At 66.9% G+C, this 22,809-nt stretch carries 24 protein-coding genes; 9 read left to right on the plus strand and 15 right to left on the minus strand.

Going from position 1 to position 22,809, the window contains the following annotated elements:
* From ACEOAB_RS15740 to ACEOAB_RS15750, 3 genes are read right to left on the minus strand one after another with little or no spacing between them, the layout of a single operon-like run.
* Nucleotides 1–540: a RidA family protein gene (locus tag ACEOAB_RS15740; protein WP_056592507.1), complete on the minus strand. Its 540-nt coding sequence runs from the start codon at nt 538–540 to the stop codon at nt 1–3.
* 37 nt (nt 541–577) lie between these two features.
* Nucleotides 578–997: a c-type cytochrome gene (locus tag ACEOAB_RS15745; RefSeq protein WP_235507953.1), complete on the minus strand. Its 420-nt coding sequence runs from the start codon at nt 995–997 to the stop codon at nt 578–580.
* Nucleotides 998–1,022: 25 nt separating this feature from the next.
* Complete coding sequence (locus tag ACEOAB_RS15750) at nt 1,023–2,621, minus strand: flavin monoamine oxidase family protein (RefSeq protein WP_056592503.1); 1,599 nt, start codon at nt 2,619–2,621, stop codon at nt 1,023–1,025.
* Nucleotides 2,622–2,734: 113 nt separating this feature from the next.
* Between ACEOAB_RS15750 and ACEOAB_RS15755 the strand changes: the two genes are divergently transcribed.
* The 4 genes from ACEOAB_RS15755 to ACEOAB_RS15770 all read left to right on the plus strand — a co-directional run bounded on the left by ACEOAB_RS15755 (nt 2,735) and on the right by ACEOAB_RS15770 (nt 4,916).
* Nucleotides 2,735–2,959 carry a hypothetical protein gene (locus tag ACEOAB_RS15755; protein WP_007829722.1) on the plus strand — a complete coding sequence of 75 codons (225 nt, stop codon included), beginning with the start codon at nt 2,735–2,737 and terminating at the stop codon, nt 2,957–2,959.
* On the plus strand, nt 2,956–3,288 hold the full coding sequence (locus tag ACEOAB_RS15760) for a cell division protein ZapA (protein ID WP_056592500.1): 333 nt from the start codon (nt 2,956–2,958) through the stop codon (nt 3,286–3,288). Before ACEOAB_RS15755 ends, ACEOAB_RS15760 begins: the two co-directional genes overlap by 4 nt.
* A 293-nt stretch (nt 3,289–3,581) precedes the next feature.
* Nucleotides 3,582–4,409 (plus strand): sulfite exporter TauE/SafE family protein, encoded by an 828-nt coding sequence (locus tag ACEOAB_RS15765; RefSeq protein WP_056592497.1) that lies wholly within the window; start codon nt 3,582–3,584, stop codon nt 4,407–4,409.
* Nucleotides 4,410–4,490: 81 nt separating this feature from the next.
* The gene (locus ACEOAB_RS15770) at nt 4,491–4,916 is read left to right on the plus strand and encodes a universal stress protein (protein ID WP_007829729.1); all 426 of its coding nucleotides are present in this window, start codon (nt 4,491–4,493) and stop codon (nt 4,914–4,916) included.
* Nucleotides 4,917–4,928: 12 nt separating this feature from the next.
* Here the strand turns inward: ACEOAB_RS15770 and ACEOAB_RS15775 are convergent, their stop codons facing one another.
* Nucleotides 4,929–5,891 carry an AraC-like ligand-binding domain-containing protein gene (locus ACEOAB_RS15775; RefSeq protein ID WP_056592494.1) on the minus strand — a complete coding sequence of 321 codons (963 nt, stop codon included), beginning with the start codon at nt 5,889–5,891 and terminating at the stop codon, nt 4,929–4,931.
* Between the two features lie 180 nt (nt 5,892–6,071).
* Between ACEOAB_RS15775 and ACEOAB_RS15780 the strand changes: the two genes are divergently transcribed.
* The gene (locus tag ACEOAB_RS15780) at nt 6,072–7,082 is read left to right on the plus strand and encodes a carbon-nitrogen hydrolase family protein (protein WP_056592491.1); all 1,011 of its coding nucleotides are present in this window, start codon (nt 6,072–6,074) and stop codon (nt 7,080–7,082) included.
* A 17-nt stretch (nt 7,083–7,099) separates the two neighbouring features.
* A complete protein-coding gene (locus tag ACEOAB_RS15785; RefSeq protein ID WP_056592488.1) occupies nt 7,100–8,164 on the plus strand; it encodes a phenylacetaldoxime dehydratase family protein in 1,065 nt (354 codons plus the stop codon).
* 6 nt (nt 8,165–8,170) lie between these two features.
* Here ACEOAB_RS15785 and ACEOAB_RS15790 read toward each other — a convergent pair whose 3' ends face one another.
* The 7 genes from ACEOAB_RS15790 to ACEOAB_RS15820 form a co-directional block, all read right to left on the minus strand.
* The gene (locus ACEOAB_RS15790; RefSeq protein WP_056592485.1) at nt 8,171–9,709 is read right to left on the minus strand and encodes a malonate--CoA ligase; all 1,539 of its coding nucleotides are present in this window, start codon (nt 9,707–9,709) and stop codon (nt 8,171–8,173) included.
* Nucleotides 9,710–9,726: 17 nt separating this feature from the next.
* Nucleotides 9,727–10,503 (minus strand): enoyl-CoA hydratase/isomerase family protein, encoded by a 777-nt coding sequence (locus ACEOAB_RS15795; RefSeq protein ID WP_056592482.1) that lies wholly within the window; start codon nt 10,501–10,503, stop codon nt 9,727–9,729.
* Nucleotides 10,500–11,486: a Bug family tripartite tricarboxylate transporter substrate binding protein gene (locus ACEOAB_RS15800; RefSeq protein ID WP_056594331.1), complete on the minus strand. Its 987-nt coding sequence runs from the start codon at nt 11,484–11,486 to the stop codon at nt 10,500–10,502. The genes ACEOAB_RS15795 and ACEOAB_RS15800 overlap by 4 nt, the downstream gene beginning before the upstream one ends.
* A gap of 85 nt (nt 11,487–11,571) precedes the next feature.
* Complete coding sequence (locus ACEOAB_RS15805; protein WP_056592479.1) at nt 11,572–13,038, minus strand: malonyl-CoA decarboxylase; 1,467 nt, start codon at nt 13,036–13,038, stop codon at nt 11,572–11,574.
* Between the two features lie 46 nt (nt 13,039–13,084).
* Nucleotides 13,085–13,753 carry a GntR family transcriptional regulator gene (locus tag ACEOAB_RS15810; protein ID WP_056519164.1) on the minus strand — a complete coding sequence of 223 codons (669 nt, stop codon included), beginning with the start codon at nt 13,751–13,753 and terminating at the stop codon, nt 13,085–13,087.
* Nucleotides 13,754–13,872: 119 nt separating this feature from the next.
* Complete coding sequence (gene lgt / locus ACEOAB_RS15815; protein ID WP_056592473.1) at nt 13,873–14,703, minus strand: prolipoprotein diacylglyceryl transferase; 831 nt, start codon at nt 14,701–14,703, stop codon at nt 13,873–13,875.
* Between the two features lie 133 nt (nt 14,704–14,836).
* Entirely contained in the window at nt 14,837–15,796 is a 960-nt protein-coding gene (locus tag ACEOAB_RS15820; protein ID WP_056592470.1) for a LysR family transcriptional regulator, read from the minus strand.
* 100 nt (nt 15,797–15,896) lie between these two features.
* On the opposite strand from ACEOAB_RS15820, the gene ilvD reads away from it, so the two are divergent.
* Entirely contained in the window at nt 15,897–17,591 is a 1,695-nt protein-coding gene (gene ilvD / locus ACEOAB_RS15825; RefSeq protein WP_056592467.1) for a dihydroxy-acid dehydratase, read from the plus strand.
* A gap of 114 nt (nt 17,592–17,705) precedes the next feature.
* Here ilvD and ACEOAB_RS15830 read toward each other — a convergent pair whose 3' ends face one another.
* Nucleotides 17,706–17,957: a TIGR04438 family Trp-rich protein gene (locus tag ACEOAB_RS15830; RefSeq protein ID WP_007829747.1), complete on the minus strand. Its 252-nt coding sequence runs from the start codon at nt 17,955–17,957 to the stop codon at nt 17,706–17,708.
* A 105-nt stretch (nt 17,958–18,062) separates the two neighbouring features.
* On the opposite strand from ACEOAB_RS15830, the gene ACEOAB_RS15835 reads away from it, so the two are divergent.
* Complete coding sequence (locus ACEOAB_RS15835) at nt 18,063–18,377, plus strand: c-type cytochrome (RefSeq protein WP_007829749.1); 315 nt, start codon at nt 18,063–18,065, stop codon at nt 18,375–18,377.
* A gap of 12 nt (nt 18,378–18,389) precedes the next feature.
* Here the strand turns inward: ACEOAB_RS15835 and ACEOAB_RS15840 are convergent, their stop codons facing one another.
* Both ACEOAB_RS15840 and acs read right to left on the minus strand, forming a co-directional pair.
* Complete coding sequence (locus ACEOAB_RS15840; RefSeq protein ID WP_056592464.1) at nt 18,390–18,890, minus strand: SPFH domain-containing protein; 501 nt, start codon at nt 18,888–18,890, stop codon at nt 18,390–18,392.
* Between the two features lie 148 nt (nt 18,891–19,038).
* On the minus strand, nt 19,039–21,036 hold the full coding sequence (acs, locus tag ACEOAB_RS15845) for an acetate--CoA ligase (protein ID WP_056592461.1): 1,998 nt from the start codon (nt 21,034–21,036) through the stop codon (nt 19,039–19,041).
* 146 nt (nt 21,037–21,182) lie between these two features.
* On the opposite strand from acs, the gene ACEOAB_RS15850 reads away from it, so the two are divergent.
* Nucleotides 21,183–21,818 (plus strand): YqhA family protein, encoded by a 636-nt coding sequence (locus ACEOAB_RS15850; protein WP_056592458.1) that lies wholly within the window; start codon nt 21,183–21,185, stop codon nt 21,816–21,818.
* Here ACEOAB_RS15850 and ACEOAB_RS15855 read toward each other — a convergent pair.
* Nucleotides 21,815–22,723: a LysR family transcriptional regulator gene (locus ACEOAB_RS15855; RefSeq protein ID WP_056592456.1), complete on the minus strand. Its 909-nt coding sequence runs from the start codon at nt 22,721–22,723 to the stop codon at nt 21,815–21,817. The genes ACEOAB_RS15850 and ACEOAB_RS15855 overlap by 4 nt on opposite strands.
* Nucleotides 22,724–22,809: the final 86 nt, after the last annotated feature.

Below are 22,809 nucleotides of genomic sequence, written 5' to 3' on the forward strand. Positions count from 1 at the left end.
TTACTTCTCCGGCTTTTCCGGCTTGGCGCGGCGCACCGCGACCACCTCGATCTCCACCAGGTAGGCCGGATTGGCCAGCGCCGCGACCTGCATGGCCGAGCGCGACGGCAGGTTGGGCTGCGCGGTGGTGCCGAAGAACTGGGTGTAGCCCTCCATGAAGCCGGCGAAGTCCATCTTGTTGTCCTTGGCCGGGTCGCCGACCAGGAACACCTGCATCTTCACCACGTCGCCCATCGTCAGGCCAAGGCCCGTGAGGCTCTTCTCGATGGCCTTGAGCACGCCGACGGTCTGGCCCTTGGTGTCGCCACCGTAGGCTGCCGCGCTGTTCTTCGGTTGCGTCGCGTCCTGCAGCGGCGGCACCTGGCCGGAGAGGTAAACGTTCGTGAAGGAACCCGGTACCTCGACCGCCGCCGAGATCGGGAAGGTGGAGTTCGGAATGCGATGGCGGATGACGTCGTCGGCCGCATGGGCGGCGCCTGCGGCGGCGGTGGACAGGGCGGCGGCGAGCGCCAGCTTCCTTGCGAGGGGGGGCATGGTCATGGGTGTTGTCTCTGCACGGGTGAGTGAAAAAAAGATCTCAAGGCCGCAGCTTCTTGACGGTCTCGGCGGGAATCGCCTCGGGGTACTGGTTGCCGAAATGGGTGCGCGCATAGCCGACCACCGCGGCGATCTGCTCGTCGCTCAGCATCTTGCCGAAGGCCGGCATGCCCTTCTGGCCATTGAGCACCACGTAGAGGGGGTATTCGGGTGCCGCCAGCCTCGGGTTGGAGGCCAGCGCCGGGTAAGTCCCCGCGCCTTTCGCGCCCTGCCCCTGCGCCATGTGGCAGCCCTGACAGGTGGCGCGGTAGATCGACTCGCCCGACAGCTCCTGGAATTTCGGGCCGACCGAGAACGCCGGCTCCGGCGATTGCGCGAGGGCCGTCGCGGCCAGCGCCCCGAGCGAAACGGCGAGCAGCGCGCGCTTGAAAAAACTCATCATGGTCTTGCAGTTGTTCATGGTGGGTATGTCCTTCACTCGGCGGCTACGCGGCAACCGCGCGGGCATGCAGGCGCTGGATGGCGTCCAGCGAGGAGAGCAAGGCCCCTTCCTGCCACGCCGGGATGTAGGACGCGTGTTCACCCGCGAGCGCGATGCGCCCGTCGACCTGGCACAGGTTCTTGTAGTGTTTGGCGCGCGTCTCGTCGGTCCACATGCCGTAGCAGCCATGCGTGCCCGGCACGCGGTGCCAGCCGACGGAGATGCCGTTGTCGAACTCGCTCGCGTACTGCGGATGCAACTGCGTGCCGAACTCGACCGCGCGGCGCACGCGCTCCTCGGGCGCCATGGCGGTGAATTCATAGGAGTTGGGGCCGTCGAACACATAGGCGCCGAGCACCACCGCCTTGCCCTTGGCGCCGTAGCGCGTCGAGGGGTACGAGATGCGCGAGATCGGCAAGTCGGTGTAGCTGATACCGCCGTAGATGTGCTCGTCTTCTTCCCAGAAGCGGCGCTTGAACTGCAGGCCCACTTTCACCGATGCGCCATAGGGCACGGCGTTGATGGCCTCCTGCATCGCGCTGCCGACCTGGATGTCGATCTGGCTGAGTACCGACAGCGGAATGGTGCACAGGCACCAGTCGGCCTTGGCCTGCGTGATTGCGCCGCCCTTGGCCTCGTCGGTGTAGGTGACGGTGACGCCGCGGTCGTTCTGCTCGATCCTGGTGACCTTCGCGCCGTATCGGATGAGGCTGCCGACTTCTTTGGCGAAGGCCTTGGCGATCATGTCCATGCCACCTACGGGCTGGAAGATCGCGCTCTGGAATTCGTAGTCTTGGCCGCTCGCGATGTAACGCCAAAGGTTTGATTGCAGCAGCTCGCTCATGTCCAGCGGCTTCGAGGGCTTGGCCAGCGGCATGAGGCCGCCGCCCGCATCGACTTCGTAGCCGCGGCGGTCGCTGCTGATGGTGCCTTCGCGGTAGCGGAACTGCGTATCGAGCGCGCCCCAGCGGCGCAGGCCCTCGAGCAGCTTCTCCTTGTCTTCCTTCGTCAGCGCCGTGTCGAGGCTGCCCTGCGAGGAGGCCTTGCCGAGCAGTTCGGCCACATAGCCCTGGTAGTCCGCCTGCACATGGCGGTAGCGCTGCGGCTTGCCGCCGTAGGCCTTGCTCGAATGCACGAGCGCGTTGTAGTTGACCTGCACGAAGGGCTCGAGCGCCACGCCCAGCCGCTTGCAGTAGCCGAGCACCGCATGGTGGTGGTAGGGAATGCGCCACGGCCCGGGGTTGAAGTACTCGCCCTCGGCGAAGCCGCAATGCTGCACCGCGCCGCCCAGTTCGGTGAAGGTGTCGCCGCCGCGCAGTGTCCAGCAGCGGCCGCCCGCGCGCTGGCTGAATTCGAGCACCTTGACGGAATACCCGGCATTGCGCAGTTCGAGCGCGGCGGCCATGCCGGCCAGGCCAGCGCCCAGGATCAGCACCGATGCGCCCTTCTTCGCACCGTCGAGCCGGGGCGGCCCCGCGTAGTTGGACTCGGCAGCAAAACCCAGCGAACTCATCGCCTGGTACATCGCACCGCCTCCCGCGGTCTTGCCGATGAGCGTGAGAAGGTCACGCCGGCTGAATAAAGTGTTGCTCTTCGTGGTCATTGGTTGCTTCTGGGAGTTTGAAAGGCAACTGGAAGGCAGCAGAATCCATGCCACGAAGGTGCCGCGCCCGGCCTCGGCGGGACCGCCTCCCCGTGAAACTACAATCGCCAACCATGCCCGCCTCCAGCCCCATCGATCAGATCGCCGAGCGTGTTGAACGACTGCTCGTGCGTCACGAAGAGGTGCAACGCACCAATGCGTTGCTGCAGGAGCAGGTCGATGCGCTCACGCGCGAACGCGACGGCCTGAAATCGCGCCTCGCCGCGGCTCGCACGCGCCTCGACGCCCTGCTCGAACGGCTGCCGGCTGAACCACCTTCCGAAGATTCCCCCGCATGAAGCAGATTGAAGTACAGATCATGGGCCAGAGCTATCTGCTCGGCTGCCCCGATGGCGGCGAGGCGCAGCTACGCGAAGCCGTCGAACGCGTGGACGCGGCCATGTGCAAGATCCGCGATGCGGGAAAAGTCAAGGCCCGCGATCGCATCGCGGTGCTGGCCTCGCTGAACCTGGCGTTCGATCTGGCGGCACAGCAGCAGGCCGCAGCCGTGCCAATGGCGGCGCCCGCCGTTGCCGCCACAGCGGACAGCGGCGACACAGACCCGAAGGCCGCGCAACTCATTCAAAGACTCGATCAGGCCCTGGCCGGCGATGGACATTTACTCTGAATGAATCCCGCAGAGGGACAGACGAAGCGTAAAATCCACTCCGTCTGCAGACTGTGTCGGGCTTAATATTTCCTTGTTCCAATGCTCTCCGGAGCCGGGCTTGGTACATCGCTCGACGGGCGTGATCATCTCGCGTCAGATGAACCCGAAGTCCTGCTGCCCTCGCCCACCTGAACCCTGGTTCAGGATGCGGGTCCGGCACATCACCTGCAGACACCTATTCCTGCCACGGCCCCCTGCATTCACTGCACGGGGCCGTTGCTTTTTCCAAACTCCCCTCGCCTGACCTTCCCGTGAACTTCGCTGCCCTGCTCGACCCCATCCTGATCGCCGAACTCGCCGCCCTGGGCCTGGGCACCGGTTTTCTCGCGGGCCTGCTGGGCATCGGCGGCGGCATGCTGATGGTGCCGTTCATCACGATCATCATGGGCCATCGCGGCGTGCCGGCCGACCTCGCAGTAAAGATGGCGATCGCGACCTCGATGGCGACGATCATCTTCACGTCGGTGTCGAGCGTGCGCGCACATCACAAACGCGGCGCGGTGCGCTGGGACATCGTGCGGCGGCTCGCGCCCGGCATCGTCATCGGCAGCCTCGCGGGCAGCCTCGGCGTGTTCGCGCTGCTCAAGGGCACGGCGCTCGCCATCTTCTTCGCGCTGTTCGTGGGCTTCTCGGCCACGCAGATGTTCCTCGACAAGAAGCCCGCGCCCACGCGGCAGATGCCGGGTGCGGGCGGCCAGCTCGCGGCGGGCGGTGCGATCGGCTTCATCTCGGGCCTCGTGGGCGCGGGCGGCGGCTTCATCAGCGTGCCGTTCATGACGTGGTGCAACGTGTCGATCCACAACGCGGTGGCGACCAGCGCGGCGCTGGGCTTTCCGATCGCGGTGGCGAACGTGCTGGGCTATGCGGTCAGCGGCCAGTCGGTGCAGGGCCTGCCGGCGGGCTCCTTCGGCTACATCTGGCTGCCCGCGCTGGCGGTGATCGCCATTTGCAGCGTGTTCACCGCGCCGCTGGGCGCGAAGGCCGCGCACAGCCTGCCGGTGAGGAAGCTCAAGCGCGTGTTCGCGAGCATCCTGTACCTGCTGGCGGCCTACATGCTCTGGAAGGGGCTGCACGGCTGATCCGTCGGGCGGGCGAAAAGGCCCTTCGCGCCCGAGGTCCGTCCCATTGCGGCGCGCAGGACCGCGCCGTATAACGGCCTCATGAAAATCCTCATCGCCGTCGATGGCAGCGCCTACACCCGCAAGGCGCTCGATTACCTGTTGTCCAACCGGGGCATGTTCGTGGACGGGCATCAGCTGGTGGTGGTGAACGTGTGCACCGGCATCTCGGGCCACGTCTCGCGCCACCTGAGCAAGGAGATCGTCGCGGACTACTACGCGGAGGAAAGTGCAAAGGTGCTCGACCCCGTGAAGGCGCTGTTCGCCGAGAGCGGCGTGAGTAATTACACGGTGGAATCGCGCCACGGCCACGTGGCCGAGGAAATCCTCAAGTCGGCCACTGCAGCGCAAGCGGGGCTGATCGTGCTCGGCACCCACGGCCATGGCATCTTCGGCCGCGCGCTGATGGGCTCGGTCGCCACCAAGGTGATCGCCGAGACGAACACCACGGTGCTGCTGGTGCAGTAGTTTTCTTCGTCGCTACTGCGTGCGCTGCTGCCGCCATTCGCGCGGCGAGCAGCTGAAGCGCTCCTTGAACGCGCGGCTGAAATGCGCCGCGTCGTTGAATCCCCGGCCGTAGGCGATGTCGGCCACGGGGCGGCCCGCGAGGCGCGGCTCCAGCAGGTCGCGGCTGCATGCCTCCAGCCTGCGCTCCCAGATGTACTGCGAGGGCGTGAGCGGCTCGCTCTTGAACACGCGGTGGATGTGGCTCACCGACACGCCCAGCCCGGCTGCCAGCGTGCTCACCGACAGCGATGGGTCGGCCAGCTGCTCGTCGATGCGCCGCTTCACGCGCGCGAGGTGGTAAGCCGCGAGATTGCTCAGCGATGGCGCGCTCGCCGCCGGCAAGGTCTGCAGCCCGGCCACCAGGATGTTCTGCACGCCGTTGGCCACCGCGAGGGCCGAGGCCGGCTGCAGCGTGTCGATGTCCTCACGCAGCGTGCGGATCATGCCCAGCAACAGGTGCCCCGCGCCTTCGCGCCCCGAAACCGTGGTGGCCGTCAGCGCCTCGGTGTCGCGCAACTCGCTGCGCAGGCGCTCGCCGGGCAGCTTGAGCACGATCTGCTCGAAGGACTGGTCGAACAGCAGTTGGTAGGGCCGCGTGCTGTCGTACAGCGCGAAGTCGCCGGCCGACAGCACCGCGTCGCGGCCGTCCTGCCGCACCACGCCCTGGCCGCGCGCCTGGATGCTCACGAGGAAGTAGTCGTCGCTGGAATGCGAGATATGCCCCGGCGTGCGCATCACCTTCTGCGGTCCCGAGGTGACGACCGACACATCGAGCCCGGGCAGCGTGTGCTGGCGGATGCTGCCTTCGAAATCGCCGGCCTCGCCCTCGCGCACCGGGTCGCAACCGAGCTGCACGTAGACGTTGCAGATCATGTCGGTCCAGTAGGCGAGCCGCTGGTCGCGCGGGACGGCGTCGGTGCTGAGCAACTGGGTCATCGGGGGTTCCTCGGAAAGCCTGGCTGCAAAGGCATGCAACGCAGGAACAAGAACGCCGCCAAACCGGGTCAAGGCGTTCCGGCGGCGCGAATCTACGCTTCAAGCAACCCGCATGCCACAGCGCAAACCCGGTGCTTGCGGCCCACGCCCCGTTACTTTCATTGCATCTGGAGAAGCTTCATGCCGACCACCGTCCATCCCAAGCTGCGCGTTGCCGCAGTGCAGGCCGCCCCCGTGTTCCTCGACCTCGACGGCACCATCGACAAGACCATCGATTTGATGACGCAAGCCGCCAGACAGGGCGTGAAGCTCATCGCCTTCCCCGAGACCTGGGTGCCCGGCTACCCGTGGTGGATCTGGCTCGACTCGCCGGCCTGGGGCATGCAGTTCGTGCAGCGCTACCACGACAACTCGCTGGTGGTCGGTTCGGCCGAGTTCGACCGCGTCAAAGAGGCCGCGCGCAAACTCGGGATTTGGGTGTCGCTGGGCTACAGCGAGAAGGCCGCGGGCAGCCTCTACATCGCACAGGCGCTCATCGACGACCAGGGCAACACGGTGCAGACGCGGCGCAAGCTCAAGCCCACGCACGTCGAACGCACGGTGTTCGGGGAAGGCGACGGCTCCGACCTCGCCGTGGTCCAGACGCCGCTGGGCAACATCGGCTCGCTCTCTTGCTGGGAGCACCTGCAGCCGCTGAGCAAGTACGCGATGTATTCGCAGAACGAGCAGATCCACTGCGGCGCATGGCCGAGCTTCTCGCTGTACCGCGGCGCGGCCTACGCGCTGGGCCCCGAGGTCAACAACGCCGCGAGCCAGGTCTATGCGGCCGAGGGCCAGTGCTTCGTGATCGCGCCCTGCGCCACCGTGTCGAAGGCCATGAGCGAACTGATGTGCACCGATGCCGGCAAGCAGCAGATGCTGCGCACCGGCGGCGGCTATGCGCGCATCTACGCACCCGACGGCTCGCCGCTGGGCACGCCCTTGGCGGAAGACGAGGAAGGCCTGGTCGTTGCGGACATCGACCTCGGCATGATCTCGCTCGCCAAGGCTGCCGCCGACCCCAGCGGCCACTACTCGCGGCCCGACGTCACGCAGCTGCTGCTCAACAAGACGCGCCGCGAGCCGGTGGTGGTGCAGCAGGCGTCATCGCCCGAACCCGAACTCAGCGTTCCCGAAGCGGTCGTCGCCTGAATCCCCGGAGGCACGCCATGGAATCCGCTATCGACGAGCACCTGAAGTGCCCCCGCACGCGCCACCGCCGCGTGGAAGACGACTACGTGCCGCCCTACCCCGTGTGGTCGGCGCGGGCCCCGATCTCGGTGAAGCAGGTCGTGATGGGCTACTTCGGCGTGCAGTCGCGCGGCCCCGAAATGCAAGGCCGGGCCTGCGCCGCGCTGATGAAGATCGCGCGCGACTTCGCGCTGCCCGACGGCCCCGGCCATCACGACCTGACGCACCATGTCGATGCCGAAGGCTTCGACAACATGATCGCCATCGCCTACTGGAGCGACCCAGCCGCCTACGCGCGCTGGTGCGCGACGCCCGCGGTCGATGCCTGGTGGCGCTCCGACGAGCGCCTCGCGGAGGGCCTGGGCTACTTCCGCGAAATCGCCTCGCCGCGCGTCGAGCACTTCGAGACCATGTTCAACACACCCGACCGCTTCGAAGGGGTCGGTATGGTGATGGGCGGGGTCAGCGGCGAGCTGCAGGAGCACGGCTACTGGGGTTCGATGCGCGACCGCATTCCACTGTCGCAGACCGACGCGATGGCGCCCTCGGGCACGCGCGCGGTGATCGCGGGCACGCCGGCGCCGGGACAGCGCGTTCGCATCGCGGGCCACGAGAACGTCGCGATGATCCGCTCGGGCCAGGAATGGACCGACACCACCGGCCAGGAACGCACGCTCTACCTGCAGGAGATGGAGCCGGTGCTGCGCGAAGGCATGGACTTCCTGCGCGACCAGGGGTTAGGCATCGGCTGCTACAGCAACCGCTACATGCGCCACCTCGACGCGCAAGGCGCGCCGCTGCAGAAATCATTCGGCCTGAGCTACTGGCGCTCGCTGGCCGACATGGAGCGCTGGGCCGAGTCGCACCCCACGCACGTCGCGATCTTCGGCAGCTTCATGCGCTACGTGCAGGCGCTGAACTTTCAGCTGCAGCTGCGCGTGTACCACGAGGTGTCGGTGCTCAAGGCCGACGAGCAGAGCTACGAGTACGTCAACTGCCACGCGGGTAGCGGGCTGATGAACGGGCTCGCGCCCGCTTCGTAGGCAGTCTCAGGCGGCAAACAGCCCCTTGTGCTCAGCGCGCAGCAGCGCCTTCTGCACCTTGCCCATCGTGTTGCGCGGCAGCTCCGGCACCACGAAGCAGCGCTTGGGGATCTTGAAGTTCGCGAGCTTCGACTTGAGCTCGGCCACGATGGCATCGGCATCGAGCGAGGAGCCTGCCTTGGGAATGACGATGGCCACGCCCACCTCGCCGAAGTCGGGGTGCGGCACGCCGACCACGGCGCTTTCCGCCACGCCGGCCATCTCGTTGATGTAGCCCTCGATCTCCGCCGGGTACACGTTGTAGCCGCCGCTGATGATCAGGTCCTTGCTGCGCCCGACGATGGTGATGTAGCCCCGGCCGTCGATCTTGCCCACGTCGCCGGTCTTGAAGAAGCCGTCGGCGGTGAACTCTTCCTTCGTCTTCTCGGGCATGCGCCAGTAGCCCGCGAACACGTTGGGGCCGCTGACTTCGATGTTGCCGATCTCGTCGGTGGCGCAGCTGCGGCCGCTGTCGTCGCGCACGCGCAGCTGCACGCCCGGCAGCGCAAAGCCGACGGTGCCGCCGCGGCGTTCGCCCTGCTCCGGCCTGTAGGGGTTGGACGTGAGCATGGCCGTCTCGCTCATGCCGTAGCGCTCGAGGATGGTGTGGCCGGTGCGCTCGCGCCATTCGTCGAAGGTCTCGATCAAGAGCGGCGCCGAGCCCGCGACGAACAGCCGCATGTTGCGCACCGCCTCGCGCGTGAGGCCCGGCTCGGCCAGCAGCCGCACGTACAGCGTGGGCACGCCCATGAACACCGTCGCTTCGGGCAGCTTCGCGACGACGCGCTTCGGCTCGAATTTCGAGAACCACAGCATCTTGCTGCCATTGATCAGCGCGCCGTGCAGCGCCACGAACAGGCCATGCACGTGGAAGATGGGCAGCGCGTGGATCAGCACGTCGCCTTCGGTCCAGCCCCAGTAGTCCTTCAGCACCTGGGCGTTCGACAGCAGGTTGCGGTGCGTGAGCATCGCGCCCTTGCTGCGGCCCGTGGTACCGCTGGTGTATAGGATGGCGGCCATGTCGTCGGCCTTGCGCTGCGCCACCGTGTGCCGGTCGCTGCACTGCGCGGCCACTTCGAGCAGCGTGCCGGTGCGGTCGTCGTCCAGCGTGAAGACGTGCTTCGTACCCGCCGCGGTGGCAATCGGCGCGACCCACGAGGCATTGCGGCTGGTGCACACCACCACGGCCGGTTCGGCGTTGCCGATGAAGTATTCGATCTCGGCACTCTGGTAGGCGGTGTTGAGCGGCAGGAACACATAGCCCGCGCGCAGCGTGGCGAGGTACAGCAGCATCGCCTCGACCGACTTCTCGACCTGCACCGCGATGCGTGCGCCCTTCTCCAGGCCCAGCGCGTCGAGCAGGTTCGCGATCATGGCGCTGGCGCGCTCGATGTCGCGCCACGAGTAGAACAGGCCGTTGTCGGTCTCGACGGCGATGCGGTCGAGGTCGGCGGGAAACGCCGCGCGCAAGGCGGCGAACAGGTTGGCGTTGGCGGTCTTCTTCATCGGACGGTTTCTTCTCTTCAGAAATTCGGGGGCCGCTTCGCGAGGAAGGCGGCGATGCCTTCGCGGTGCTCCGCGGAGTCGGCGTAGTCATAGGCACTGGCAAGCAGGCCGTGAGCGGATGGGGCGCCGGCACGCAGCGCGGCAAAGGTCTTCTTGTGCAGGCGTGCGGCCTGGGGGGCGAGCGCGGCGATGCGCGCAGCATGGGATTGCACCGCGAGCGCCACTTCGTTGTCGGGCAGCACCTGCAGCAGAAAGCCCGCGTCGTACAGGCGCTGCGCACCGTGCACGCCGGCGGCCAGCAGCATGTCGCGCGCGAGCACGTCGCCGACGGCGCCATGAACCAGCGCGGCTTCGCGCGGTGCCATCGGAAAACCGAGCCTGGCGATGGGCGCGCCGAACTTCGCCGACGCACCGGCCAGGCGGATGTCGCAGCAGCTCGCGATCTCGACGCCCGCGCCCATGCAGGCGCCCTCGATCTGCGCGACCAGCGGCAGCGGGCAGTCGAGCATGGCCTGCAGCGCGGCCCACACTTCGTTCTCGTGGAACTCGCGCAGGCTCGGCTCTTCGAAGCGGAACGACGGATATTCGGAAATGTCGCCACCCGCGCAGAAGGCTGCGCCCTCGCCGCGCACGACGACGCAGCGCAGGCCATCGTCGTCACCGCCGAGGCCGTCGAACACGGCGCGCAGCTCGCGCCACATGGCGCGCGTCATGGCATTGAGGCGCCCCGGGTTCGACAAAATGACGACCGCGATGGCGCCTTCCCGGCGCAGCGAAATGCAGCTGTCAGTCATTCGAGCTTGGCGCCCGATGCCTTCACCACTGCGGCCCAGCGCTTGATCTCGGCATTGACGAAGCTGCCATAGGCGGTGGTGGTGAGGTTCGGGATCTCGGAGCCGTTCTGGGCCCAGATGGCTTTGAGGTCATCGGTGGCGAGCGCCTTCTTCATGTCGTCGATCGCGCGCGCCTGCGCTTCGGCTGGCGTGCCCTTGGGTGCCCACAGCCCGTACCACGTGGTGACGGTGTAGTCGGGCAGGCCCACCTCGGCGGCGCAGGGCACGTCGGGGAAGGCGGGGTTGCGCTTGCTGCCCGCGACCATCAGCGCCTTGATGCGGCCGCTCTTGATGTGCTGGGCCGAGGAGCCCAGGCCGTCGAACATCAGGTCGACGTTGCCCGAGATCAGGTCGGACAGTGCCGGGCCCGCGCCGCGGTACGGAATATGGGTAATGAAGGTGCCTGTCTGGAGCTTGAACAGCTCGCCCGCGAGATGGTGCGAGGTGCCCGAGCCGGCCGAGCCGTAGTTGAACTTGCCGGGGTTGCGCTTGGCCAGTGCGATGAACTCCTGGACCGTGTTGACCTGCACGCGCTTCGGGTTGATCACCACCACCTGCGGCACGTTGGCCAGCAGCATCAGCGGCACGAAGTCTTTCTCGAGGTCGTAGTCGAGTTTCGGGTAGATCGACGGCGCGATCGCGTGGTGCACCGCGCCCATGAACAGCGTGTAGCCGTCGGCCGGCGCCTTGGCGGCGATGCTCGCGCCCAGCGTGCCCCCTGCCCCACCGCGGTTGTCGATGACCAGCGTCTGCCCCGCGATGCGTGAGAACTGGCCCGAGAGCGGCCGCGCGAACGCATCGGTCCCGCCGCCGGCCGGGAACGGCACGATCATCGTCACCGGCTTCGTCGGCCAGCCCTGCTGGGCCCGGGCAGCACCGCAGAGAACGGCCGCACCGGCGGCAGCCGCGCGCAAGACGTCGCGGCGTTGAAAGCTTGGATTCATTTGTCTCATCTCCAGTTTGTCGTTGTGGATCTTGCCGCCCGATGCGGTGTCCGGCGTACTGTTTGCCACCGGCCTGCGAACGCCATCAGCCTTTTTTGAAGTACAGGCTTTCGATGTCTCCCGATACTGCCACCTTGCCGTCCGCCAGCCAGGTGCGATGTTTGTCCAGGCGTTTGAGGTCGTAGAGATAGTTGACCATGAGCCCGTACGACTGCTTGTGCCCCTTGGGCGACGGGTCCCCGGCCCAGTTCAGGCGCTCCACGCGGGCGCCGTTGCCCAGGTGGAAGCGCGCGACCGGGTCGGCCGGCGTGCCGTCGACCAGCGCGCGGCCGAGGTATTCGGCGGCGGCCTGCATCAGCCATTGGCGCAACGGCGACTTCGCGTCGAAGGTGGCGGCCGAGTCCGCCGCGGCGAGCAGGCGCTCGGCGGTCGGCGGCAGCGAGCCGACGAGGCGGCCGAGCTCGGCTTCGCGCTTCTCGTCCAGGCGCGGCAGCAGGTCGACCACATTCTTCGCGAGCCAGGTGCGAAAGCCCGGAATGGGCGACAACGTGGCGAAGGTCTTCAGGCGCGGCAGTTCGTCCTGCAGCGTCTCGACCACGCGCTTGATGAGCGAGTCGCCGAAGCTCACACCGCGCAGGCCGTTCTGCGTGTTGCTGATCGAATAGAAGATGGCGGTGGTGGCCCTGGCCGGCAGCACGGGCACGGCAGCCTCGTCGAGCAGCGGCGTGATGCCGTCGCTGATGCGGTCGACCAGCGCCACCTCGACGAAGATCAGCGGCTCGTTGGGCAGGCGCGGATGGAAGAAGCCGTAGCAGCGGCGGTCGCTGTCGTCGAGCCGGTTCTTCACGTCGGACCAGCTCTTGATGTCGTGCACCGCCTCGTAGCGGATGAGCTTCTCGATCAGCGAGGCCGGCGAGTCCCAGTCGATGCGGCGCAGTTCGAGGAAGGCCACGTCGAACCAGGTGGAGAACAGGTGCTCCAGCTCGGCATCGAGCGCGAGCAGGCGCTTGTCGGCCTTCAGGCACGGCAGCAGGTCGGCACGCAGATCGACCAGGAAGCGCATGCCTTCAGGCTCGACCGCGAAACGCTGCAGCAGGCGCATGCGCGGCGACACCAGCGCGCGGCGCAGGCGCAGCTCGGCCTGGCCTTCGTCGGGCGTGCCCACGGCAGCCTGGTGCTGGTTGCGGGCGGTCTCGAGCTTTTGCGCGTCGGCAGCGAAATGCTCGCTCATCAGGGCCCAGTAGTCGCGGCGCTCCTCGGGCGTGGCGGCGCGATAGGCGTCGGCGATGGCATGCGCGCGGCGGCCGCCCTCGACCTCGCTCACGCGCGGATCGATCACGGCCTGCAGGTCGGCCAGCACGCGGCGCAGCGCGCGCGGCGACAAGGCTTCGTCGGCCTTGCGCAGCGTGGCCTGCAGGCGCTCGGCTGTGGAACGTGCGCTGGGCTTGGGCGCGCTCTTCGACGCGCCCTTGGCGGCGCCTTCGGACGCCACCGGCACCTTGGACTTTTCGCCAGAACGCAGCCGCGCCTGGAACCATTCGGTCGCACTCATCAGGGCACTCCAATGCTTGAGGGGGCGGGCATGGCGCGTTCGGCGGTCACGGCATTACCCTGGATTTCTGCTGGCGCGCGACTTCACGCAGCGCCTCGCGCTGGCGCGTCATGTGCGTGCGCATGGCGGCGTCGGCGCCTTCGCTGTCGCGCGCCTTGAGCGCCGCGAACACGGCCAGGTGCTCGGACAGGCTCTGGTCGAGCCGCCCCGGCGCATGCAGCTGCTGCAGCCGCGCGAGTTTGAGGATCTTGCGCAGGTCGCCGATCACCTGCGCCAGCCACTTGTTGTCGGCGAGCTTGATGATCGCCTCGTGAATGATGTGGTTGGTGGCGTAGTAGTCGTTGATGCGGCGCGCCCTGGCGTGGCGCACCAGCCGCTCGTGCAGCGCATCGAGTTCGTTCAGCTCGGCGTCGCTGGCGTTGCGCGCGGCCTCGTAGGCACAGCGGCCCTCGAGCAGCGCGATGACGGGAAAGATTTCGTCGAGATCGCGCTCGGTCACCTCGTTGACGAAGCAGCCGCGCCGCGGCTCGTGCCGCAGCAGGCCCTCGGCGGTGAGCACCTTGAGTGCCTCGCGCAACGGGGTACGGGAAATGGAGAGCCGCTCGCACAGCGCCACCTCGTCCACGAAGCTGCCGGGCGCCAGCGTGCCGTCGAAGATCTGCTCGCGCAGCGTGGCAGCGACTTCGTCGTGCAGGGAGTTGGGAACCAGGCGCATGGGAATCGCATAATTTCCTGTAATTACGCGTAATTCTGAGCCTGCCGGGCATTTGGCGCAAGAGCCGCGCACGCCCTGCGCGGTTGGGACTTACCCTGCAAGCTTCCGGCTGAACGACCTCACGCTCGCGCGGTGGCGGTCTTGTTGTTGGCGCGGCCGAACCAGAACCACAGCGCGATGCCGGCGATCACCATCGGCACGCTGAGCCATTGCCCCTGGCTCAGGTTCAGCGCGCGCAGCCCGAGGAAGTCGTCGGGCTCGCGGAAGTACTCGGCCACGAAGCGCAGCACGCCGTAGCCGATGAGGAACACCGCGGCCACCTGCCCCTGCTTGCGCTCCTTGCGCGCATAGAGCCACATCACCACGAAGAGCAACAGCCCCTCGAGCAGGAACTGGTAGACCTGCGAGGGATGGCGCGGCAGCATCGATCCGCTTTGCGGAAACACCATGCCCCAGGGCAGATCGGGGCTGCTGAAGCGGCCCCACAGTTCACCGTTGATGAAGTTGCCCACGCGGCCGGCTGCAAGCCCGGTCGGCACGCAGGGCGAGACGAAGTCCATCACCTGCCAGAACGGCCGCGCACGCGAACGCGAGAACCAGACCATGGCACCGATCACGCCGAGCAGTCCGCCATGGAAGCTCATGCCGCCTTGCCACACGTAAAGGATTTCGAGCGGATGCGTCAGATAGAACTCTGGCTTGTAGAACAGGCAGTAGCCCAGCCGCCCGCCGACGATGACGCCCATCACGCCGAGAAAAAGAATGTCCTCGATGTCCTTGCGCTGCCACACCCCCGCGCCCACCAGCGAGCGGTACGGCTCATGGTGCAGCCGGCGCGTGCCGAGAAAATAGAACAGCGCAAACGCGGCCAGGTAGGTCAGGCCGTACCAGTGGATGGCCACCGGCCCGAGTTGCAGGGCGATGGGATTGATCTGCGGATACATGAGCATCCGCAGATTGTGCCCGCTGCAAATGACTCGCCCCCAGGCTTCGCGCACTTCGTGTCGCTTCTCCTTCCCCCTACCGGGGGCAACACCAGCGGCCCGGCAAAGCCGGTTCCGCGGTGTTCTGCGAATTTGCTGGTCAGCGAGCGGACCCTGCGCCCTGCTTGGCCTCCGCCGTGCGCTCGCGCACGAACGCCACGAACCGCGCCAGCGCCGGATGCGCGGCCTGCGCCGGCCATACGAGGCTCGTCTCACAAGCCGGCAGCGCCACGCGGCGCCGGCCCACGCCCTTGAACTCGCCGGCCTGCCGGTAGACGACGCCTGCGCGCCGGAACTGCATCACGCTGTGCGGCACCCAGGCCACGCCGATGCCGCCCGACACGAGGTTGACGATGGTCTGCATCTGGATCGCCTCCTGTGCCACCTGAGGCACTCGGCCAGCTGCGTGATAGAGGTCGAACACCGCGTCGTGCAGCGACGGCACGATGCGGCGCGGAAAGATCACCAGCGGCTCGGCCAGCACCTCCGCCAGCGGCACGGGCCGTGCGCGGGCAAGCCGGTGCTGCGCCGGCAGGGCCAGCACCAGCCCCTCTTCTTCCACCGGCAGGCGGGACAGGCCGGGCGGCGCCGCGCCGGGCGAATGCAACATCAGCCCGGCATCGATCTCGCCGCGCGCAAAGGCTTCGAGCTGCACGTCGCCGGTGGCCTCGACCAGTTCGAGCGCAACCTCCGGGCACAGCACGCGAAACTCGCGCACCCAGGCCGGCAGCTGCTCGAAGCCGACCGTCGAGACAAAGGCGATGCGCACCCGCCCCACCTGCCCCGCCGCTGCCGCCCGTGCCCGCGCGGGAAGCGCCTGCGCGCGCGCCAGCAGCTCGCGCACGTCGGGCAGCAGGGCCTCGCCGGCGGGCGTGAGCGCCACGCGTCTTCGCGTGCGGTCGAACAGCACCACGCCCAGCGTCTTCTCGAGCTGGGCAATGGCCTGCGTCACCGGAGGCTGTGTCATGTGCAGCCGCAGCGCGGCGCGGCCGAAGTGCAGTTCCTCGGCCACGGCGACGAACTGGCGCCAGGCCCGCAGGTCGATCAGGGCTTCATTCATATGCCGAGCATATCAATCCGTGCTTGAAAATGGATTGGAACCAATCAATCAGAAGTCCGATACTTGGGCTCCCCCCGATCCCCACGACAGAAGAGACACCATGGACACCAAGCCGATCCAGATCAACCGCCGCAGCGCCAACATCGTCGAAGGCAAGAGCCGCGCGCCCAACCGCTCCATGTTCTACGCCATGGGCTACGAGGAAGGCGACTTCAAGAAGCCGATGGTCGGCGTCGCCAACGGCCACAGCACCATCACGCCCTGCAACTCGGGCCTGCAGAAGCTGGCCGACGCTGCCATCGCCGGCATCGAGGAAGCCGGCGGCAACGCACAGGTGTTCGGCACGCCCACCATCTCCGACGGCATGGCCATGGGGACCGAGGGCATGAAGTACTCGCTGGTCAGCCGCGAGGTCATTTCCGACTGCATCGAGACCTGCGTCGGCGGCCAGTGGATGGACGGCGTGCTCGTGGTCGGCGGCTGCGACAAGAACATGCCCGGCGGCCTGATGGGCATGCTGCGCGCCAACGTGCCGGCCATCTACGTGTACGGCGGCACCATCCTCCCCGGCCGCTACAAGGGGCAAGACCTGAACATCGTGAGCGTGTTCGAGGCTGTGGGCCAGAACGCCGCGGGCAACATGAGCGACGAAGACCTGCACGAGATCGAGAAGCGCGCCATTCCCGGCACCGGCTCGTGCGGCGGCATGTACACGGCCAACACCATGTCCAGCGCCTTCGAGGCGCTGGGCATCTCGCTGCCCTACTCGTCGACCATGGCCAATCCGCACGACGAAAAAGCCAACTCGGCCAAGGAATCGGCCAAGGTGCTGATCGAAGCCATCAAGAAAGACCTGAAGCCGCGCGACATCGTGACCAAAAAGGCCATCGAGAACGCAGTGGCCGTGATCATGGCTACCGGCGGCTCGACCAATGCGGTGCTGCACTTCCTGGCGATCGCGCACGCGGCCGAAGTCGAATGGACCATCGACGACTTCGAGCGCATGCGCAAGAAGGTGCCGGTGCTGTGCGACCTGAAGCCCTCGGGCAAGTACCTCGCGGTCGACCTGCACAAGGCGGGCGGCATTCCGCAAGTGATGAAGGTGCTGCTGAACGCAGGCCTGCTGCACGGCGATTGCATCACCATCTCGGGCCAGACGATTGCCGAAGTGCTGAAGGACGTGCCCGACGTGCCACGCGCCGACCAGGACGTGATCCGCCCGATCGACAAGCCGATGTACGCCGAGGGCCACCTCGCCATCCTGAAGGGCAACCTCTCGCCCGAAGGCGCGGTCGCCAAGATCACCGGCCTGAAGAACCCCGTCATCACCGGCCCGGCGCGCGTGTTCGACGACGAGCAGTCGGCGCTGCAGGCCATCCTGGCCGGCAAGATCGTGGCCGGCGACGTGATGGTGCTGCGCTACCTCGGACCCAAGGGCGGCCCGGGCATGCCGGAAATGCTGGCACCCACGGGTGCGTTGATCGGCGCGGGCCTCGGCGAAAGCGTCGGCCTGATCACCGACGGCCGTTTCTCCGGCGGCACCTGGGGCATGGTGGTCGGCCACGTGGCGCCCGAAGCGGCCGCCGGCGGCACCATCGCCTTCGTGAACGAAGGCGACTCGATCACCATCGATGCCCACAAGCTGGTGCTCGAACTGAACGTGCCCGAAGCCGAGATCGCGAAGCGCCGCGAAGGCTGGAAGGCACCGGCACCGCGCTATACGCGCGGCGTGCAGGCGAAGTTCGCGTTCAATGCGTCCAGCGCCAGTTCGGGCGCAGTGCTCGACAAGTTCTGATCGGGGCTGTTGCGTGAAACACCGAGGAACCGGCTGCGCCGGGCCTCGGGTGTTGCCCCCGGCTGGGGGGAAGGCGAAGCGGACGCGAAGTGCCGCGCAGCCAGGGGGCGGGCCCTACTTCCGGCGCTGCCCGTTGCCGGTCTTCATGCCCATGTTGGTCTTCTGGCGGTCGATGCGATCCTGCTTGCGTCGGTCTTCCCGCTCGATCACCCTGCGTTTGGTATAGCCCGACGAATCGGCCCAGGCCCACCATGCGACGGCCATTGCAAACGGCGACAGCACGATCCACCAGCTCCAGCCGGCGACCATGCCCACTTCCAAATACTTGAGGGCCAATCCAAGCAGGCCCAGCGCCAGAAACCACATCGCGAATCCCTCCGGGTTGTATTGGCACGCACCCGTACGACGTGCACGGCGCTACCTACAATCGCGTTGAGTCGAATGTAACTCAGCCCTTACGAAATACGCCCCATGAAAAGAGTCTTGTTGTCGGCAGCCCTCGGCCTCGGCCTTGTCGGACTCGCCGCGCCCGCCTTCGCCGACCTGGCCCTGGCAACCTCGAAGAACTGCATGAGCTGCCACGCGGTCGAGCGCAAGGTGCTCGGCCCGGCATTCAAGGACGTGGCCGCCAAGTACAAGGACGACAAGGGTGCCGTCGACACTCTTGCCAGCAAGATCGTCAAGGGCGGCTCCGGCGTATGGGGGCCGGTGCCGATGCCGGCGAACAATCAGGTCAGCGAAGCCGACGCCCGGAAGCTCGCAGCCTGGGTGCTGTCGACGAAGTAGGTTCCGGGGGTATCACGCCTGCGGGTTGATGTCCACCGGCAGCGGCCGGCGCTCGATGCGGTCTTCGAGTTGGCCGATGTGCGCGGCCACAGTGTTGTCGGTCTGGTCCGAGCGCAGGCGGATTGCGGTTTCGAGCTGCTCCAGGCGCGCCAGCATCGCCGCCTGCCGGTCGGCGTTCTGCGCCATGTGCTTGTTCTCCTGCGCCTCCAGGAAGTTGCGCAGTTCGGTGAAGCGCGAGGCCTCGGCCTTGTCCGCAAGGTCGCGCTGGACCTGCATTTCCTTGGTGTGGCGTTTGGTTTCGATCAGCACCGAGCTGTGCAGGTACAGCACGTAGACGAGGAAGAAGGCAGCCAGCACCACCGTCAGGCCTAGCATGATCAGGCCCAGCGGCGCCGAGACGGTCATGAACCCCAGCCATACGTTGGTGGGTGCGGACAGCGTGCCCCAGTTCAGCGCGGCGAGCGCTGCGATGAACAGCACGATGACAAGAAGAAAAGCAGATCTCACGCCCATGGGGGCCTCCTTCGGAAAGATCGAACACATGGAAACCCGCGCGCTTCGAGGCGCGCGGTGATCCGATAGTTTTACCTCAGCGAAGAGCCCTGTTCGGCGCAAATGGCCGCATAAACGGCCACGTCCTACAGCACTAATGCACTGCTGGTCAGTTCGTCTGCGAGAGCTGCTCCAGAATGGCCGGATTCTCGAGCGTCGAGGTGTCCTGCGTGATCGCCTCGCCCTTGGCGATGCTGCGCAGCAGGCGCCGCATGATCTTGCCGCTGCGCGTCTTGGGCAGGTTGTCGCCGAAGCGGATGTCCTTGGGCTTGGCGATGGGCCCGATCTCCTTGGCCACCCAGTTGCGCAGTTCGTTGGCGATCTGCTTGGCTTCCTCGCCGGTCGGGCGGGCCCGTTTCAGCACGACGAAGGCGCACACGGCCTCGCCTGTCACGTCGTCGGGACGGCCGACCACCGCGGCTTCGGCCACGAGGTCGGTCTTGGACACGAGGGCCGACTCGATCTCCATCGTGCCCAGGCGGTGGCCCGACACGTTCAGCACGTCGTCGATGCGGCCCGTGATGCGGAAGTAGCCGCGGTCGGCGCTGCGCACCGCACCGTCGCCGGCCAGGTAGATGGTGCCGCCCATTTCCTCGGGGAAATAGCTCTTCTTGAAACGCTCGGGATCGTTCCAGATGGTGCGGATCATCGAGGGCCACGGCCGCTTGATGACCAGCATGCCACCGGCGCCGTTGGGCAGGTCCTTGCCGGTCTCGTCGACGATGGCGGCCATGATGCCCGGCAGCGGCAGCGTGCACGAGCCCGGCACCAGCGGCGTGGCGCCCGGCAGCGGCGTGATCACGTGGCCGCCGGTCTCGGTCTGCCAGAAGGTGTCGACGATCGGGCAGCGCTCGCCGCCGATATTGCGGTGGTACCACATCCAGGCCTCGGGATTGATGGGCTCGCCGACCGAACCGAGGATGCGCAGGCTCGTCAGGTCCCAGTTCTTCGGGTGCACCTTCTCGTCGCCCTCGGCCGCCTTGATGAGCGAGCGGATCGCGGTGGGTGCCGTGTAGAACACCGACACCTTGTGCTTCTCGATCATCTGCCAGAAGCGTCCCGCGTGCGGGAAGGTGGGAATGCCCTCGAACACCACCTGCGTGGCGCCGGCCGCGAGCGGGCCGTACGCGACGTAGGTGTGGCCGGTGATCCAGCCGATGTCGGCGGTGCACCAGAACACGTCCTCGGGCTTGATGTCGAAGGTCCAGTCCATCGTGAGCCTGGCCCACAGCAGGTAGCCGCCGGTGGCGTGCTGCACGCCCTTGGGCTTGCCGGTGGAGCCCGAGGTGTAGAGGATGAAGAGCGGGTGCTCGGCATTCACCGGCACCGGGGCGCATTCGGTGCCCTGCCCTTTCAGCGCCTCGGCAAAGGTCTTGTCGCGACCCTCGACGCGCGTCCATGCGGTGGGCGTGCGCTCGTAGACGAACACGGTCTTGATCGATTCGCAGCCGCCCAGCGCGATGCCGTCGTCCACGATGGCCTTGAGCGGCAGTTCCTTGCCGCCGCGCATCTGGTAGTTGGCCGTGATGACCGCCACCGCGCCCGCATCGATGATGCGCTCCTGCAGCGCCTTGGCCGAGAAGCCGCCGAACACCACGCTGTGGGTGGCGCCGATGCGCGCGCAGGCCTGCATGGCGATCACGCCCTCGACCGTCATCGGCATGTAGATGACGACGCGGTCGCCCTTCTGGATGCCCGCGGCCTTCAGCGCGTTGGCGAACTGGCTCACGCGGGCGAGCAGTTCCTTGTAGGTGACGTTGGTGACGGTGCCGTCGTCGGCTTCGAAGATGATGGCGGTCTTGTTCTCGACCGGGGTACCCATGTGCCTGTCGAGGCAGTTGGCGCTGGCGTTGAGTTCGCCGTCGCCGAACCATTCGTAGAACGGGGCCTTCGATTCGTCCAGCGTCTTCGTGAAGGGCTTGGTCCACTGCAGGTTGCCCTTGGCCAGGCGGGTCCAGAACCCTTCGAAGTCCTCCTCGGCCTCCTTGCACAGGGCCTCGTAGGCGGCCATGCCGGAGATGCGGGCGCCTTCGGTGGCGCGGGCATCAGGGGGAAACACACGGTTCTCGACGAGGACGGATTCAATGTTCTTCGATGCGCTGCTCATGCTTTTTGTCTCCTGGAGGGTGCGGCCGTAATGTCGGTGGCCGCACTTACGGGTCACTGACGGGTTCGATGTTAGTTCGCAGGGTTATCACGAGTACGACACAGGGGCACACCTAGAATCCGCGGTCTTTCATCTCTCGCCCGCCAATGTCCGCTACCGATCCTTTCGACACCCGGAACCCGCCCGTACCAGCCCGTGGTTCGCCGCTGCGTCCTCTGCCCAAGCTGATTTTCGCGAGCCGCTGGCTGCAGTTGCCGCTCTACCTGGGCCTGATCGTGGCGCAGGCGGTGTACGTGGTGCACTTCCTGGTCGAACTGCTGCACCTGGTCGAAGCCGCCTTCGGCAGCCAGGATGCGCTGCAGGCGTTGGTCACCAGCATCGGCTACAAGACCACGGCGCCGGTGGGCACGCTCAACGAGACTGTGATCATGCTGGTGGTGCTCGCGCTGATCGACGTGGTGATGATCTCGAACCTGCTGATCATGGTGATCGTGGGCGGCTACGAGACCTTCGTGAGCCGCATGGACCTCGAAGGCCACCGCGACCAGCCCGAATGGCTGAGCCACGTGAACGCCTCGGTGCTCAAGGTGAAGCTGGCCACCGCCATCATCGGCATCAGCTCGATCCACCTGCTGAAGACCTTCATCAACGCGGACAACTACACCGACCGCGTGCTGATCGCGCAGACCGCGATCCACATCGCCTTCCTGTTCTCGGCCATGGCGATCGCCTACACCGACAAGCTGATGAACGAAGCCGCAGCCGCCAACACGCGCCACTAAGGCGTGTCCCAGGCCGGCGTTTCGGTGAAGCGCGCGGCCAGGAAATCGAGCATCGTGCGCAGCGCGGCCGGCATGTGCTTGCGAGAGGCATACACCGCGTACATGCCCACCACCTGCGGCTCGAAATCGCCGAAGAGCCGCACCAGTTCCCCTTCCTGAAGCAGCGGCGCCGCCAGATAGGTCGGCAGCATCGCGATGCCGGCCCCGGCCCGGGCCAGGCACATCAGGCTGGCTGCATCGTTGGCCGAGACATTGCCGCCCACGGCCACCGAGGCCGGCTCCCCCGTGTCCTTGCGCGTGAAGTTCCAGAGGCTGCGCCCGAAGTACGAATGCGTGAGGCAATTGCGCTGCGCCAGTTCTTCCACGCGCAGCGGCTGGCCGTGCTCCTTCAGGTACGCCGGTGACGCGCACACGACCGAGCGGCAGTCGGTGAGCCGGCGCGCGATCAGGTTGGGATCGATCTCCGCGGCCACGCGAATGGCCAGGTCGATGCGTTCGTCGACGAGGTTCACGGCCCTGTCGAGCAGCACCAGGTCGACAGCCACACCCGGGTAGAGCCGCACGTAGTCGGCCACCGCATCGGCCAGTTGCGCCTGGGCGAACGAGGTGCTGGCCGTGATGCGCAACTGCCCGCGCGGCGCCTCGGCCGGATGTCGCACCGCGGCCTGCATGTCGCCGGTGAGCTCGAGCACCTGGCGACAGCGCGGCAGCAGTTCTTCGCCCGCGGCGGTGAGGCTCAGCCGGCGCGTCGTGCGGTGCAGCAGGCGCGCGCCGGTCCATTGCTCCAGCTCGGCCACGTAGCGCGTGACGACCGGCCGGGACAGGTCGAGCTTGTCGGCCGCGGCCGAAAGGCTGCCCGAGTCGACCACGTTCACGAACACGCGCATTGCATTCAATCGATCCATTCGAACGATTTTAGGAATAAACAAGCGCGCAAATCGAGGTATTTCTTTCGAAAACGGAAACCTAAGATGCGGCTCATCCCATCCGA

The organism is Variovorax sp. Varisp53, from assembly GCF_059491555.1.

What these genes read in the sequence shown, in the direction of transcription:
- ACEOAB_RS15795 (WP_056592482.1), bottom strand. Translation starts at nt 10,503, where the DNA reads ATGACTGACAGCTGCATTTCGCTGCGCCGGGAAGGCGCCATCGCGGTC.
- ACEOAB_RS15745 (WP_235507953.1), bottom strand. Translation starts at nt 997, where the DNA reads ATGAACAACTGCAAGACCATGATGAGTTTTTTCAAGCGCGCGCTGCTC.
- ACEOAB_RS15850 (WP_056592458.1), top strand. Translation starts at nt 21,183, where the DNA reads ATGTCCGCTACCGATCCTTTCGACACCCGGAACCCGCCCGTACCAGCC.
- ACEOAB_RS15840 (WP_056592464.1), bottom strand. Translation starts at nt 18,890, where the DNA reads ATGGGCGTGAGATCTGCTTTTCTTCTTGTCATCGTGCTGTTCATCGCA.
- ACEOAB_RS15830 (WP_007829747.1), bottom strand. Translation starts at nt 17,957, where the DNA reads ATGTGGTTTCTGGCGCTGGGCCTGCTTGGATTGGCCCTCAAGTATTTG.
- ACEOAB_RS15855 (WP_056592456.1), bottom strand. Translation starts at nt 22,723, where the DNA reads ATGGATCGATTGAATGCAATGCGCGTGTTCGTGAACGTGGTCGACTCG.
- ACEOAB_RS15770 (WP_007829729.1), top strand. Translation starts at nt 4,491, where the DNA reads ATGAAAATCCTCATCGCCGTCGATGGCAGCGCCTACACCCGCAAGGCG.
- ACEOAB_RS15750 (WP_056592503.1), bottom strand. Translation starts at nt 2,621, where the DNA reads ATGACCACGAAGAGCAACACTTTATTCAGCCGGCGTGACCTTCTCACG.
- lgt (WP_056592473.1), bottom strand. Translation starts at nt 14,703, where the DNA reads ATGCTCATGTATCCGCAGATCAATCCCATCGCCCTGCAACTCGGGCCG.
- ACEOAB_RS15780 (WP_056592491.1), top strand. Translation starts at nt 6,072, where the DNA reads ATGCCGACCACCGTCCATCCCAAGCTGCGCGTTGCCGCAGTGCAGGCC.
- ACEOAB_RS15755 (WP_007829722.1), top strand. Translation starts at nt 2,735, where the DNA reads ATGCCCGCCTCCAGCCCCATCGATCAGATCGCCGAGCGTGTTGAACGA.
- ACEOAB_RS15760 (WP_056592500.1), top strand. Translation starts at nt 2,956, where the DNA reads ATGAAGCAGATTGAAGTACAGATCATGGGCCAGAGCTATCTGCTCGGC.
- ACEOAB_RS15740 (WP_056592507.1), bottom strand. Translation starts at nt 540, where the DNA reads ATGACCATGCCCCCCCTCGCAAGGAAGCTGGCGCTCGCCGCCGCCCTG.
- ACEOAB_RS15805 (WP_056592479.1), bottom strand. Translation starts at nt 13,038, where the DNA reads ATGAGTGCGACCGAATGGTTCCAGGCGCGGCTGCGTTCTGGCGAAAAG.
- ACEOAB_RS15775 (WP_056592494.1), bottom strand. Translation starts at nt 5,891, where the DNA reads ATGACCCAGTTGCTCAGCACCGACGCCGTCCCGCGCGACCAGCGGCTC.
- acs (WP_056592461.1), bottom strand. Translation starts at nt 21,036, where the DNA reads ATGAGCAGCGCATCGAAGAACATTGAATCCGTCCTCGTCGAGAACCGT.
- ACEOAB_RS15800 (WP_056594331.1), bottom strand. Translation starts at nt 11,486, where the DNA reads ATGAATCCAAGCTTTCAACGCCGCGACGTCTTGCGCGCGGCTGCCGCC.
- ACEOAB_RS15790 (WP_056592485.1), bottom strand. Translation starts at nt 9,709, where the DNA reads ATGAAGAAGACCGCCAACGCCAACCTGTTCGCCGCCTTGCGCGCGGCG.
- ACEOAB_RS15835 (WP_007829749.1), top strand. Translation starts at nt 18,063, where the DNA reads ATGAAAAGAGTCTTGTTGTCGGCAGCCCTCGGCCTCGGCCTTGTCGGA.
- ACEOAB_RS15810 (WP_056519164.1), bottom strand. Translation starts at nt 13,753, where the DNA reads ATGCGCCTGGTTCCCAACTCCCTGCACGACGAAGTCGCTGCCACGCTG.
- ilvD (WP_056592467.1), top strand. Translation starts at nt 15,897, where the DNA reads ATGGACACCAAGCCGATCCAGATCAACCGCCGCAGCGCCAACATCGTC.
- ACEOAB_RS15785 (WP_056592488.1), top strand. Translation starts at nt 7,100, where the DNA reads ATGGAATCCGCTATCGACGAGCACCTGAAGTGCCCCCGCACGCGCCAC.
- ACEOAB_RS15820 (WP_056592470.1), bottom strand. Translation starts at nt 15,796, where the DNA reads ATGAATGAAGCCCTGATCGACCTGCGGGCCTGGCGCCAGTTCGTCGCC.